12 protein-coding genes are annotated in these 13,298 nt (G+C 70.3%); 10 read left to right on the forward strand and 2 right to left on the reverse strand.

Going from position 1 to position 13,298, the window contains the following annotated elements; translation table 11 throughout:
- Window positions 1-144: 144 nt before the first annotated feature.
- The 9 genes from ACFXJ5_RS12875 (at window position 145) to ACFXJ5_RS12915 (ending at window position 10,136) form a co-directional block, all read left to right on the forward strand.
- Complete coding sequence (locus ACFXJ5_RS12875) at window positions 145-1,611, forward strand: MFS transporter (protein WP_384630389.1); 1,467 nt, start codon at window positions 145-147, stop codon at window positions 1,609-1,611.
- Entirely contained in the window at window positions 1,608-2,198 is a 591-nt protein-coding gene (locus ACFXJ5_RS12880) for a TetR/AcrR family transcriptional regulator (protein ID WP_384630390.1), read from the forward strand. The genes ACFXJ5_RS12875 and ACFXJ5_RS12880 overlap by 4 nt, the downstream gene beginning before the upstream one ends.
- A 162-nt stretch (window positions 2,199-2,360) precedes the next feature.
- Window positions 2,361-3,329 (forward strand): metal ABC transporter solute-binding protein, Zn/Mn family, encoded by a 969-nt coding sequence (locus tag ACFXJ5_RS12885; RefSeq protein ID WP_384630391.1) that lies wholly within the window; start codon window positions 2,361-2,363, stop codon window positions 3,327-3,329.
- A gap of 2 nt (window positions 3,330-3,331) precedes the next feature.
- Window positions 3,332-4,252, forward strand: coding sequence for a metal ABC transporter ATP-binding protein (locus ACFXJ5_RS12890; protein WP_384630392.1), 921 nt, complete (start codon window positions 3,332-3,334; stop codon window positions 4,250-4,252).
- Window positions 4,249-5,151: a metal ABC transporter permease gene (locus ACFXJ5_RS12895; protein WP_384630393.1), complete on the forward strand. Its 903-nt coding sequence runs from the start codon at window positions 4,249-4,251 to the stop codon at window positions 5,149-5,151. The genes ACFXJ5_RS12890 and ACFXJ5_RS12895 overlap by 4 nt, the downstream gene beginning before the upstream one ends.
- Window positions 5,148-6,017, forward strand: a complete 870-nt coding sequence (locus tag ACFXJ5_RS12900) for a metal ABC transporter permease (RefSeq protein ID WP_384630394.1) — start codon at window positions 5,148-5,150, stop codon at window positions 6,015-6,017. Before ACFXJ5_RS12895 ends, ACFXJ5_RS12900 begins: the two co-directional genes overlap by 4 nt.
- Window positions 6,014-6,460 (forward strand): Fur family transcriptional regulator, encoded by a 447-nt coding sequence (locus ACFXJ5_RS12905; RefSeq protein WP_384630395.1) that lies wholly within the window; start codon window positions 6,014-6,016, stop codon window positions 6,458-6,460. The genes ACFXJ5_RS12900 and ACFXJ5_RS12905 overlap by 4 nt, the downstream gene beginning before the upstream one ends.
- A gap of 28 nt (window positions 6,461-6,488) precedes the next feature.
- Entirely contained in the window at window positions 6,489-8,375 is a 1,887-nt protein-coding gene (nhaA, locus tag ACFXJ5_RS12910; RefSeq protein ID WP_384630396.1) for a Na+/H+ antiporter NhaA, read from the forward strand.
- A 387-nt stretch (window positions 8,376-8,762) separates the two neighbouring features.
- Window positions 8,763-10,136, forward strand: a complete 1,374-nt coding sequence (locus ACFXJ5_RS12915; RefSeq protein ID WP_384630397.1) for an ABC transporter substrate-binding protein — start codon at window positions 8,763-8,765, stop codon at window positions 10,134-10,136.
- A 333-nt stretch (window positions 10,137-10,469) separates the two neighbouring features.
- Here ACFXJ5_RS12915 and ACFXJ5_RS12920 read toward each other — a convergent pair whose 3' ends face one another.
- Both ACFXJ5_RS12920 and ppk2 read right to left on the reverse strand, forming a co-directional pair.
- Window positions 10,470-11,321 (reverse strand): slipin family protein, encoded by an 852-nt coding sequence (locus ACFXJ5_RS12920; RefSeq protein WP_384630398.1) that lies wholly within the window; start codon window positions 11,319-11,321, stop codon window positions 10,470-10,472.
- A gap of 246 nt (window positions 11,322-11,567) precedes the next feature.
- On the reverse strand, window positions 11,568-12,428 hold the full coding sequence (ppk2, locus tag ACFXJ5_RS12925) for a polyphosphate kinase 2 (RefSeq protein ID WP_384630399.1): 861 nt from the start codon (window positions 12,426-12,428) through the stop codon (window positions 11,568-11,570).
- A 179-nt stretch (window positions 12,429-12,607) separates the two neighbouring features.
- Here ppk2 and ACFXJ5_RS12930 point away from each other — a divergent pair, with 179 nt between their 5' ends.
- Window positions 12,608-13,264, forward strand: a complete 657-nt coding sequence (locus ACFXJ5_RS12930) for a helix-turn-helix domain-containing protein (protein WP_384630400.1) — start codon at window positions 12,608-12,610, stop codon at window positions 13,262-13,264.
- The last annotated feature ends 34 nt before the right edge of the window (window positions 13,265-13,298 follow it).

The following is a 13,298-nucleotide window of genomic DNA, read 5'->3' on the forward strand; positions in this document are numbered from 1 at the left end:
CTTATCCCCCCCTCTCCGCCCTATCTTTTTTTTGTTTTTGGTGGGTGGTTTTTTTTTTTTTTTTTTCTTTGGGGTTTTTTATTTTATAAACAATTTTTGTTTATAACACCCCCCCCCCCCCCCGCCACCCCCGGGAGTCCACTGATGACCCTTGCGCCGGAACCCGCCATACCGGGCCTCAGGGAACGGCTCACCGTTCCGGTCCTCGCCTTCGGCGGGATTCTCATGGCGCTCATGCAGACGGTGGCCGTGCCGCTGCTCCCGGATCTGCCGCGGCTGACCGGGGCCTCGGCGGGCGCCGTGGCCTGGATGGTCACCGCGACGCTGCTGGCGGGGGCGGTGTTCACGCCCGTCCTCGGCCGGGCCGGGGACATGTACGGCAAGCGGCGGGTGCTGCTGCTGGCGCTGGCGCTGATGACGGCCGGCTCGATGGTGTGCGCGGTGACGTCCGACATCCGGCTGCTCATCGCGGCCCGGGCGCTGCAAGGGGCGGCCGCCGCGGTCGTACCGCTGTCGATCAGCATCCTGAGGGACGAGCTGCCGCCGGCCAGGACCGGATCGGCGGTCGCGCTGATGAGCTCCACCGTCGGCATCGGCGCGGCCCTCGGGCTGCCGCTCGCCGCACTGATCGTGGAGTTCGCGAACTGGCACGTCATGTTCTGGGTCACGACCGCTCTGGGGGCACTCGGCCTGGCCGCGGCATGGTGGGCGGTACGGGAGTCGCCCGTACGCACCCAGGGCCGCTTCGACTTCGCGGGTGCGGCCGGGCTGAGCGCCGGCCTGATCTGCCTGCTGCTCGCGATCTCGCAGGGCAGCGACTGGGGCTGGACCAGCCCGACCGTCCTGGGGCTCCTCGGTGCCACCGTGATCGTGCTCACCGCCTGGTGGGGGCACCAACTGCGCACCCGCGACCCCCTGGTGGACCTGCGGCTGGCCCGGAAGCCGCGGGTGGCGCTGCCGCATCTGGCGGCCCTGCTCACCGGCTTCTCCTTCTACGCGAACTCCCTGATCACCGCCCAGTTGCTGCAGGCGCCCAAGGCGACCGGCTACGGCCTCGCGCTGTCGGTCTTCGAGACCGGCCTGTGCATGCTGCCGACCGGCCTGATCATGCTCGTCCTCTCCCCCGTGTCGGCGCGGATCTCCGCCGCGCGCGGGCCGAAGATCGCGCTCGCCGCGGGTGCCGCCGTCATCGCGGCGGGCTACGCCGTGCGCATCGCCGACAGCAAGGACCTCTGGCTGATCGTCCTCGGCGCGGCGGTGGTCGCCTCGGGCACCGCGCTGGCCTACTCCGCCCTGCCCACGCTCATCCTGCAGGCCGTCCCCGCCTCCCAGACCGCCTCCGCGAACGGGGTGAACGTGCTGATGCGCACCGTCGGCCAGGCCACCTGCAGCGCCGCCGTCACCGCCGTACTCATCCACCACACCGCGGCGATCGGCACGGTCCGGCTGGCCACCCTGCACGGGTACCTGCTGGCCTTCGGCATGGCTGGTACGGTCGCGCTGCTGGCCTGCGCGCTGGCACTGGTCATCCCCGGTCAGCGCGGCACGGCCGGCATCCCGAAGCAACAGCGCGCCGAGGCGGTCGCCGAGGCGGCCATGGAGGAAGCGTGAGCGGCCGGAGCACCGCCGACCCCGAGCCGGGCACCCGGCGCCGGGACGCCGAGGCGTCGAAGGCCGCAATCGTGCGCGCCGCCCGCCACCTCTTCGTACGGCATGCCTACGCGGACATCACCCTCAAGGCGGTCGCCGAGCGGGCCGGGGTCAGCGCGCCGCTGATCGTGAAGTACTTCGGCAACAAGGAGGGACTCTTCGCCCACCTCCTGTCCTTCGACGAGGACGCGGAAGCCCTGCTCGACGCCCCGCTGGAGGAGCTGGGCCGCCACATGGTCACCCTGGTGCTCACCCGCCAGGCCGAGGGACGCGGCGATCCGGTCCTGCGTATCGTCTTCGCCCCCCTGCACAGCGGCCACGGGGACACGCTGCGCGCCAACTTCAGGACCCAGGTCGTCGACCGCCTCACCCGGCGTCTCACCGGACCCGACGCCGCACTGCGCGCCGAACTCGCCGTCGGGATGCTGGTGGGCATCGGCGTCATGTACGGCATAGCCCGAACCGAGGCCGTACGTTCGGCCGACGTCGAGGACCTGGCCGACCGCTGCTCGCCGCCCCTGCAGGCCCTGCTGACCCCGCCGACATGAGAACGGTTCCCATGTCGCTTAGGGTCAAGGCATGGCAATGATTTTCATATCGATGCTCTGGCCTATGGTTTTGAAAGTCATTCCCATCTAGCGTGGGAGGTGTCCGGAAGCGACCTGATGACCGCTGCCGCGGTCCGGTCCTGACTGAGGAGACCCCGAACCATGAGCGCTGCCGCCGCATCCCGTCGCGCCGCACGCCGGCCGACCCACCTCGCCCTCTGCGGGGCCGCGGCGGCGGCCGCGTTGACCGCCACCGCCTGTTCCACGTCCTCCTCCACCGGGAGCAGCGCCTCGTCCGGGTCCGGGAGCGGGAAGACCATCCAGGTGGTCGCGGCGGAGAACTTCTGGGGCAGCATCGCCTCGCAGCTGGGCGGCAACCACGTGAAGGTCACCAGCATCATCAGCAACCCCGACGCGGACCCGCACGACTACGAGCCCACCGCGGCCGACGCCCGCACCGTGGCGGGCGCCCAGTACACGATCGTCAACGGGATCGGCTACGACGCCTGGGCCGACAAGCTGCTCGCCGCCAACCCGGCCGACGGCCGTACCGGACTGAACGTCGGCGACGTGGTGGGCATCAAGCCCGGCGGCAACCCGCACCGCTGGTACTCCCCGGACAATGTCCACCAGGTCATCGAGAAGATCACGGCGGACTACAAGAAGATCGACCCGGCCGACGCCGCCGACTTCGACACGCTGAAGAACACCTTCGAGACCAAGACCCTGGCCCCGTACAACCAGCTGATATCGGGCATCAAGACGAAGTACGCGGGTACCCCCATCGGTGCCTCCGAGTCGATCGTGACCCCGCTGGCCGACGGGCTGGGCCTGAAGATGCTCACCCCGGACTCCTTCCTCGGCGCGATCAGCGAGGGCACCGATCCCACCGCCAAGGACAAGGCGGCCATCGACCAGCAGATCACCGACAAGAAAATCAAGATCTACGTCTACAACAGCCAGAACGCCACCCCTGACGTACAGGCCCAGGTGAAGGCCGCCAAGGCGAAGGGCATCCCGGTGGCCACCGTCACCGAGACGCTCACCCCGGCCGGTGCGAGCTTCCAGGCCTGGCAGGTCCGTCAGCTCCAGGGCATCGAGCAGGCCCTGGCCAAGGCCACCGGGAAGTGACCGTGAAGCCGATAGCCCGGGTCCGCGAGGCCGCGCAGCAGCCCGACCCCACGCAGCCCCCGGTACCCGCCGGGTCCGCCGCCGGCACCGTGGTGTCGATGCGCGGCGCGGCGGTGCGGATCGGCGGCCGCACCCTGTGGTCGGGGGTCGAACTTGACGTCGGCGCGGGCGAGTTCGTCGCCGTACTCGGGCCGAACGGGGTGGGCAAGTCCACCCTGGTGAAGGTCCTGCTCGGCGTGCTGCCGACCGCCGGCGGCCAGGTGCGGGTCCTCGGCGAGCAGCCCGGGCAGGCCGGGCAGCGGGTCGGATATCTGCCCCAGCGCCGCAGCTTCGACGCCTCCCTGCGCATGCGCGGCACCGACATCGTGCGGCTCGGCTGGGACGGCGACCGCTGGGGAGTGCCGCTGCCGGGGCGGTTCGGCGCACGTCGCCAGGCCGCGGCGCGCCGGATAGCCGAGGTGATCGAGCTGGTCGGGGCGTCCTCGTACGCGCACCGCCCGATAGGACAGTGCTCCGGCGGGGAGCAGCAGCGGCTGCTGATCGCCCAGGCTCTCGTGCGGCGCCCGGAGTTGCTGCTGCTGGACGAGCCGCTGGACAGCCTCGACCTGCCCAACCAGGCCGCCGTGGCCGCGCTGGTCGGCCGGATCTGCCGGGAGGAGGGGGTGACCGTGGTCATGGTCGCGCACGATGTGAACCCGATCCTCTCCCGCCTGGACCGGGTGGTGTATCTCGCCGAGGGCGGGGCGGTGGCGGGCACCCCGGAGGAGGTCATCACCTCCGAGACGCTGTCGCGGCTGTACGGCACGCCGATAGAGGTGCTGCGTACCTCCGACGGCAGGCTCGTGGTCGTTGGACAGCCGGAAGCGCCCGCCATCCACTCCGACCGGCACGCGGCGCCGGGAGCCGGGGAGGTGAGGCCATGATGATGCTGGCCGACGCCTACCCGGCCTGGTCGTGGAACCCGGTGGCCGATCTGCGGCAGATGTGGGCGTTCCCCTTCATGGTCAACGCCTTCCGGGCCGGCACGGTCGTCGCCGTGGCGGCCGGGGTCATGGGCTGGTTCATGGTGCTGCGGCGGCAGAGCTTCGCCGGGCACACCCTGGCGGTCGTCGGCTTCCCCGGCGCGGCCGGCGCCACGTTGATCGGCGTCAGCGCCACGTACGGGTACTTCGCCTTCTGCCTGGCCGCCGCCCTGGTCATCGCCGTCATCCCCCGCGCCGGACGGTCCTCCGGCGGGCAGGAGTCGGCGCTGACCGGCACCGTCCAGGCGTTCCTGCTGGCCTGCGGCTTCCTGTTCACCGCTCTGTACAAGGGGTTGCTCGGCGGCGTCACCTCGCTGCTGTTCGGCAGCTTCCTGGGCATCACGACCGCCCAGGTGTGGGTGCTGGCCGCCGTCGCGGCCGCCGTCCTCGCGACGCTCGCCGTGATCGGGCGCCCGTTGCTGTTCACCTCCGTCGACCCCGATGTCGCGGCCGGGCGCGGAGTCCCCGTACGCCTGCTGTCCACGGTGTTCCTCGTCCTGCTGGGTGCGGCGGCCGCCGAGGCGAGCCAGATCACCGGCACCCTGCTGGTGTTCGCCCTGCTGGTGATGCCCGCCGCCACCGCGCAGACGCTCACCGCGCGGCCCTCCCTGAGCCTCGCGCTGTCCGTGCTCATCGCACTGGCGGTCACCTGGCTGGGCCTGATCGCCGCCTACTACTCGCCCTATCCCATCGGGTTCTACGTGACCACACTGGCCTTCGCGGCCTACGTCCTGGCCCGCCTCGGCCGCGCGGCCGGGCAGGGGCTCCCCCGGCTCGTACCGGTGAGGAGCGCGCCATGACGATCCTGGCCGCGTCCGGATGGACTGCCGCCCTCGGGCACCCGTTCTTCCAGCACGCGCTGCTCGCCGGCACCGCGATCGCCGCCGCGGCGGGCCTGACGGGCTACTTCCTGGTGCTGCGCGCGCAGGTCTTCACCGGTGACGCGCTCAGCCACGTCGCCTTCACCGGGGCGCTGGCGGCGCTGGCCCTCGGCTACGACCTCCGCATCGGTCTGTTCGCCGCCACCATCGTCGTCGCCCTGCTGCTCGGCACCCTCGGCAAGCGGGGCCGGGCCGACGATGTGGCGATCGGCAGTGTCTTCTCGTGGATCCTGGGCCTGGGTGTCTTCTTCCTGACCCTCTATACGACGTCGCGCAGCGCGGGCAACGGCGGCGCCGGGGTCAACGTGCTCTTCGGCTCGATCTTCGGCATGTCCGCCGCGCAGGCCCTGACCGCGGCGCTGGTGGCGGCCGGCATCTGCGCCGCCGTCCTCACCATCGCGCGGCCGCTGCTGTTCGCCTCCGTCGACGAGGCGGTGGCGGCCGCCCGTGGAGTCCCCGTACGCCTGCTCGGGTTCGCCTTCCTCGCGCTGATGGGCGCCTGCGCGGCCGAGGCGACGCAGGCCGTCGGGGCGCTGCTGCTGCTCGGGCTGCTCGCCGCTCCGGCGGGGGCCGCCCAGCGGCTCACCGACCGGCCCTTCCGGGCCCTGGCCCTGTCCGCCGCGCTCGCCGTGGCCGCGATGTGGGTCGGGCTCGGTCTCAGCTACGCGGTGCCCAGCATGCCGCCGAGCTTCGGCATCATCGCGGCCGCCACCACTTTCTACGCCGCGACCTTCCTCCCGGGGATCCGGAGGCGTACCGCGACCGTGGCGGGTCTGACGACATGAGGGAGGACCAGGCGACTCCGCTGCCCGCCGACGTCGAGCTGATCGGCCGCCGGACGCCGCAGCGCAGCACTGTGCTGGGCGCGCTGATCGGCAGCGCCGAGTTCCTCAGCGCCCAGGCCCTGCACCTGCGGCTGCAGGCCGCGGGCGAGCAGGTCGGGCTGAGCACCGTGTACCGCACGCTCACCGCCCTCGCCGAGGCCGGCCGCGCCGATGTCGTACGTGACCCCGGCGGCGAGCGGCTGTTCCGCTACCGCCCCAGCCCGCAGCACCGGCACTACCTGCTCTGCCGTGTCTGCGGGACCGGCCTGCCCGTCGACTCCGCCCTCGTGGAGTCCTGGGCCGCCGGGATCTCCGCCTCCTCGGGCTTCGCCGACGTCCAGCACACCGTGGAGCTCACCGGCACCTGCCCCGACTGCGTGCCCAGGTCGCCGCCGGACCCGTAACGCCGCTCCGGCGAGGCACAATGCCCTCGTGACGGATTCTTCGGCTTCCTCGTCGTTCTTCGGGCGGACTTCCAGCAGTGGCGAGGGCCGGACGCCTTTGCGCGTCTTCCTGAGGACAGAGACCGGCAGTGCGACGGTGTTGCTGGCCGGGACGCTCGCCGCCCTCGCGTGGGCCAACATCGGGCACGGGTCGTACGAGGACTTCTGGCAGACGCGGCTCTCGGTCCTGGTCGGGGGCCGGGGGGTGTCGCTGACGCTGCGCGAATGGGTGAACAGCGGGCTGATGACGTTGTTCTTCTTCGTCGTCGGGCTGGAGGCACGCCGCGAGTTCGACATGGGCGAGCTGCGTGAACGGCGGCGGGTGACGCTGCCGTTGATCGCGGGCGTCAGCGGCATGCTCGTACCGATCGCGGTCTTTCTCACCATCAACGCCGGCCGCTCCTCGGCGCACGGCTGGGGCGCCGCGATGTCGACGGACACCGCCTTCGCTCTCGGCATGCTCGCACTGCTCGGTTCGCGGTTCCCCAGCCGGCTGCACACCTTCATCCTCACCATCGCCGTCGTGGACGACCTGGTCGCGCTCGGGGTGATCGCGGTCGCCTACAGCGAGCACGTCACCCTGCCCCCGCTGCTCGTGGCGCTCGGGATCTTCGGCGTGATCCTGCTGGTCCGCGCGGCCGGGATGCGCTCCGGTCCGGTGTTCGGGGTGCTCGGGGCGGCGGTCTGGGTGGCCCTGCTGAAGTCCGGTGTGGACCCGGTGGTGGTCGGCCTGGCGCTGGGGCTGCTGACGTACGCGTACCCGGCGGCGCGGATCGACCTGGAACGGGCGAGCGGCCTGTTCCGGGCCTTCCGCGAACAGCCGACGCCCGAGCTGGAGCGGTCGGTGCGCCAGGGGCTCGCGTCGGCGGTGTCGCCCAACGAGCGGCTGCAGCAGCTGTACCACCCCTGGACCAGCTATGTGATCGTGCCGCTGTTCGCCCTCGCGAACGCGGGCATCGCGATAAACGGCGATCTGCTGGGCCGCGCCTTCACCTCCCCGGTGACGCTCGGCATCCTGTTCGCGTACGTGCTGGGCAAGCCGCTCGGCATCTTCGGCACCACGTGGCTGACCACCCGCCTCAGCCGCGGCCGGCTGGCCCCGCAGGTCGGCTGGGGGGCCGTGGCGGGCGGTGGCACGATCGCCGGGGTCGGCTTCACCGTGTCCCTGCTGATCGCCACCCTCGCCTTCCAGGGCGACCGGCTCGACGAGGCGAAGATCGGCATCCTCAGCGCGGTGATCTGCTCCTTCGCCGCCACCTGGGGCATCGCGCTGGTCATCGGGGCCCTCCCGCCACGCAGCCGCGCGCGAGCCCTGGTGGGCACCGCCGAGACCATCATCGACCTCGCCGCCCCGGTCGACCCGGACCGCGACCACCTTCGCGGGCCCAAGGAGGCGCTGGTGACCGTCGTCGAGTACGGCGACTTCGAGTGCCCCTACTGCGGCCAGGCCGAGTCGGTCGTCCGCGAACTGCTGGCTGGCCACGGCGACGTACGGTACGTCTGGCGGCACCTGCCGCTGCCCGATGTCCACCCCCACGCCCAGCTGGCCGCCGAGGCGGCGGAGGCCGCGGGCCAGCAGGGTGCCTTCTGGGAGATGCACGACCTGCTCTTCGACAACCAGGACGCCCTGGAGGTCCGCGACCTGCTGCGTTACGCCGAGCAGCTCAACCTCGACATGGAACGCTTCCGCCAGTGCCTGCACCAGCGCCCGGGGGCCGCCCGGGTCGCGGAGGACGTCGAGTCGGCGGACCTCAGCGGCGTCTCGGGGACCCCCAGCTTCTTCATCAACGGCCGCCGCCACATGGGTGCGTACGACATCGATGCCCTGACCGCCGCCGTGCGCACGGCCAAGGTGCGGGCCGCGCTGACGCGCTGACGCGCTGACGCGCTGACGCGCTGACGGCGGGGTCTCGACGGCCTCCGTCACGTGCCGGCGGGCGGCAGCCCATGACCGCACGGCGAATTCATCGCAGACCTGACGAAACGTCATATCTTCGCGCGCATTGCAGGGCCGCACAACCATGTGGATCCGCTGTGGGTCCCTTTCAATTCGCTGAGAACATGGAGTTGGCCGTTGACTCCCCTTTACAGGCGCGGGGAGCATTCGATCAGTGATTGTCGGTATGAAGCACCACCGACCTGTGGGAATTCCCATGACGGAGTGGAGGAGAGGGGGATGTTCTCGATTGCCCTCATCACGTGGGCCATTCCCGGCTCACATTGACCGCTCTCCCCCAGCGGTCCCGACCCAGTGAGGAAGAGCATGTCCTTCCCCGACAACGGCGATCCCTCCCCAGCTCCGGTGTGGACGCGCCGGAACCTGCTGCACGGCGCCGCCGCCCTCGCCGGGCTGGCGGCTTTCGGACCTGCCCTGCCCGCCTACGCCGACGACATGACAGCCGGTACGGCCGCGGCCGACAGTGAGGCGGATCTCGAAGGCGTCACGCTCAAGGTACTGGTCAACACCCCGCACCTCCCCGTGTACACCAATGTCCTGGCACCCGCCTGGCAGCAGAAGACCGGCGGGACCCTGGAGGCGACAGCCGTCGCCTACGACCAGTTGACGAGCGATCAGATCCAGGACGCGCAGAGCGGTACCGGCGAGTACGACCTCTTCGACTACTTCTACTACGGACTGGGTTCACTGGTGGAAGCCGGGGCCCTGGTCGACATGACCGATTGGACAGCCACGCAGAAGGACCTGGACACCCGCGATTTCCTGCCGTCCATCTATGACGCGTACACCCTCTACAAGGGTCGGCGCTACGGCCTGCCGTATGACGGCGACCAACAACTCGTGTATTACAACACCGAACTCTTCGAAAAATCCGGTCTGCAGCCACCGACGACCTGGGACGAATACGACGCCGCCGCCAGGAAAATAACCAAGGCCGGCTCCGGGGATTACTACGGTGCGGTCGTGCAGGGGCAGCCGGACCCGCTGGTCCTTGGCTGCGCCTTCATCAACCGGCTCGTCGGCTACGGAGGCAGCATCGTCGACGCCGCCGGCAGGCCGACCCTCAAGAGCGACGCCGCGGTGGCCGCCGTCCAGCACCTGGTGGACATCAATCCGTACGCGTTGCCCACACCACTGCAGATGGGCTTCGACGCCGCCAACGCCGCTTTCCTCGGCGGTCAGGTCGCGCTGATCGAGACCTGGACGGGCATGGCGCTCCGCGCCGCCACTCCCGCTCTGTCGAAGATCGTCGGCAAGTGGGGGGCGGTGGCCCTGCCACTCAGCGGGGGCAACAGATTGCGCCGTACGCCTCTGGACTCGGGCTACGGGCTCGGTGTCTCCACCGCCTCGAAGCACCGGTCCGCGGCGCTGGCTTTCACCAAGTGGGCGACGAGCATCGACGAGATGCTCGTCCAGGTGACGGCACCGGTCAGCGCCATCGACCCCAACCGCAAGAGCGTGCTGCACTCCTCCGCCTACGCCGCCGCCACCCCGACGGCCGTCGACCTGGTCCGGGCCGGCCTGGACGGGCCGCACGTCCTCTGGCCCAAGGACGCCTACGCTCCGCAGAACCTGCAAACCCTGGTCGACCAGATCGCCCTGGTGATCGAGGGCAAGCAGGACGTCGCGACCGCCCTCAGCAACGCACAGTCCTCCTGGCAGCCGTCGCGGTCCTCCTAGTGCCCCTCCCGGCAAGCTTTGCCCTGTCGCGCCGCCCAGCACGCACGCTCGCGGCGTTGGCCAAAAGCCCTGGTAGCTCCTCCCCCAAGCTCTCGGCTTCGCTCGAGCAGGGGGCACCCCCATCAAGGACTTCCGGCCGCCTTGCGATCGCACGCACCGGACGACGCTCCTTGACGGGCAAACATTGCCGGTCACGGCACTAGTCTCCTGAGTCGGAGTTACGTCGGCAGCAGGTGGCGACTTTCGCCGAGGTTCTCGTCGACTGCACCGTCGTGCCGATGGCCACCGGGGCGGACCCCGGTGGCCATCGGCGAAGAAGCCGAGGAGCGTTGATCACACGGGCTCGGCCACCCCGTTCGGCACAGGGGCGGGGATCGCTTTGGTGATCTCGACGGGCGGGGCGGTGGATGCGGCTGCGGCCGTCTCCCGGGCGAGGAAGGACCCGAGTTCGCCGATGGTGCTCATCAGAGGGGCGGGGAAGACGACAGTGGTGTTCTTGTCGACGCCGATCTCCACCAGGCTCTGCAGATTGCGGAGTTGGAGGGCCAGCGGGTGGGCCATCATCGTGTCCGAGGCGTCGCCGAGCGCTGCTGCCGCGAGCGATTCCCCTTCGGCGTTGATGATCTTGGCTCGCTTCTCCCGCTCCGCCTCGGCCTGGCGGGCCATCGCCCGCTTCATGCTGTCGGGCAGTTGGATGTCCTTGAGCTCGACCAGGGTGACCTCGACGCCCCATTCGACGGTCGCCACATCGAGGATCTCGCGGATGTCGAGGTTGATGCGGTCCGTCTCCGACAGCGTCTCGTCGAGTGTGTGCCGGCCGACGACCTTGCGCAGGGTGGTCTGAGCGATCTGATTGATCGCTGCGTGGACGTTCTCGATCGCTATGACCGACTTCACCGCGTCGACGACCCGGAAGTACGCCACCGCGGACACGTCCACACTGACGTTGTCCCGGGTGATGATCCCCTGGGACTGGATCGGCATCGTCACGATTCGCAGCGACACCCGGTGCAGTACGTCGACGATGGGGACGATGAACCGCAGCCCAGCGGGCCGTGCCCCGACGAGCCGGCCGAACCGGAACAGCACTCCTTGCTCGTACTGCTTCACGACCTTCACGGCCATGGCGAGAGCCACCAGAGCCACGACGGCGAGGATGACCAGAAGAGTGATCAGAAGTTGCATGTGCTGCTCCTCAGGATGAGGACCGCGTCGTTCGTGCCCGAGGTCCCGGGAATGCGCCGGCACGGCAGATTGCGCCACGCGTTCCGAGCGCCTCGGATCCGCGCTCCACCGATCGTTCGCGGACCGCGGACCCGACGGCCGTGCCGTGCATTCCAGCATCGCTCGATGCGCACCTGCGCAGCATGGGCCGAACGGTCCCCAAAATGCTTCCGCTCCAGGCCGCCCTGCGCCCGGAAACGAAAGGGACTAGGTGCCCGGCGTACTGGTGTCCGGCCTGCCCAAGGTGGCGGCGTGGTCCGGGACGTACGTCTGGAGGTCGCGGGGCGGGCGCTCGTAGCCGGTGGACGGCGGGCGCGGGGGCAAGTCGAGCGGCGGCCGCTGGACCTCGTGGTACGGGACGGTGGACAGGAGGTGGGCGATCATGTTGATCCGCGCGCTGCGCTTGTCGTCGCTCTCGACGACGTACCAGGGCGTCTCGGGGATGTCGGTGTGCACGAACATCTCGTCCTTCGCCCGGGAGTACGCCTCCCAGCGGGTGACCGATTCCAGGTCCATCGGTGACAGCTTCCAGCGGCGGGTCGGGTCCTCCAGCCGGCCCCGGAACCGCTGCTCCTGAACGGCATCGCTCACGGAGAACCAGTACTTGCGCAGCAGGATCCCTTCCTCGACGAGCAGCCGCTCGAAGACCGGGCACTGGTGCAGGAAGCGCACGTACTCCTCTTTGGTGCAGAAGCCCATGACGTGCTCGACGCCCGCCCGGTTGTACCAGCTGCGGTCGAACAGCACGATCTCGCCGGCGGCCGGCAGCTGCTCGGCGTAGCGCTGGAAGTACCACTGCGTACGCTCACGCTCGGTCGGGGCGGGCAGCGCGGCGATCCGGGCCACGCGGGGGTTGAGGTGCTCGGTGACGCGCTTGATGGTGCTGCCTTTGCCCGCCGCGTCGCGTCCCTCGAAAATGACGACCAGCCGGACGCCTTCCGCCCGCACCCACTCCTGGAGTTTGACGAGCTCCACCTGCAGGCGTAGGAGTTCACTCTCGTACGCCTGCCGAGGCAGCCGCGCCGGTTGCGCGCGGCCGTCCTTAGTGCGCTTCTTGCCGGCTGCCATGGCCGCCTCCTTCGCGGAGCGGGATTCCTGAGTGTCCACGCTACGGCCTGCTCACGGCGCGGGCCGCCTGACCCAGGTAGGGGTCCGACCGGCCCATGCGCCCCGCCGGGCGCCGGGCCAGGCTGGAAGTACCGGCTGGGCCGCCTCTGAGGTGGACACGTGAAAGGACGTGACCGGCTATGACCGAGCAGATGAAGGCTGTCGGAGACATCGGACGGCGAATCGCCCTGCGGCGCGCGCAACTGGGCCTCACCCGGGAGCAGGTGTCCGCCCGCGCGGGCACCGCAACGGGGTACCTGCAGTACGTGGAGGAACAGCCGACCGCCGTGCCGGACCCGGGCTTCCTTCTGCGGCTGGCCGACGCGCTCGAGACCTCCGTCAGCCGGCTGCACGGCGGCGACACCGACCTGCCGCCAGGCACCGGGCGAGCCGCCCGCCGTCCCGAACTGGCGGAGCTGGGGCCCGACGAGTGCTGGGCCCACCTGTCCACGCACGGGGTGGGACGCGTCACGGTGTCCACGCCGGACGGCCCCGCCATCGCCCCGGTCAACTACACCGTCGCCGACCGCGCCATCGCCTTCCGTACGTCCCTCGGCGCAACCCCCGCGCTCGCCGCCGGCACCGAGACGGCGTTCGAGGTGGACCACATCGACGAGGCGCTGAGTCAGGGCTGGAGCGTGCTCGTGGTGGGTCACGCCGACCACGTCACCGACCCAGAGGCCGTCCGGAAGTTCGCCGAGACGGCCCACACCGGGCCATGGGTGGGCGGCGAACGTGAGCTGTGGGTCCGCATCGAACCGGAGCGCGTCACGGGACGGCGGATCCTCGTGAGCTGACGCCAGTCAGCGTCGCCAAGAGTGCCCGAACGGG

It is taken from the genome of Streptomyces sp. NPDC059373 (assembly GCF_042751495.1).
Classification (GTDB): Bacteria; Actinomycetota; Actinomycetes; order Streptomycetales; family Streptomycetaceae; genus Actinacidiphila.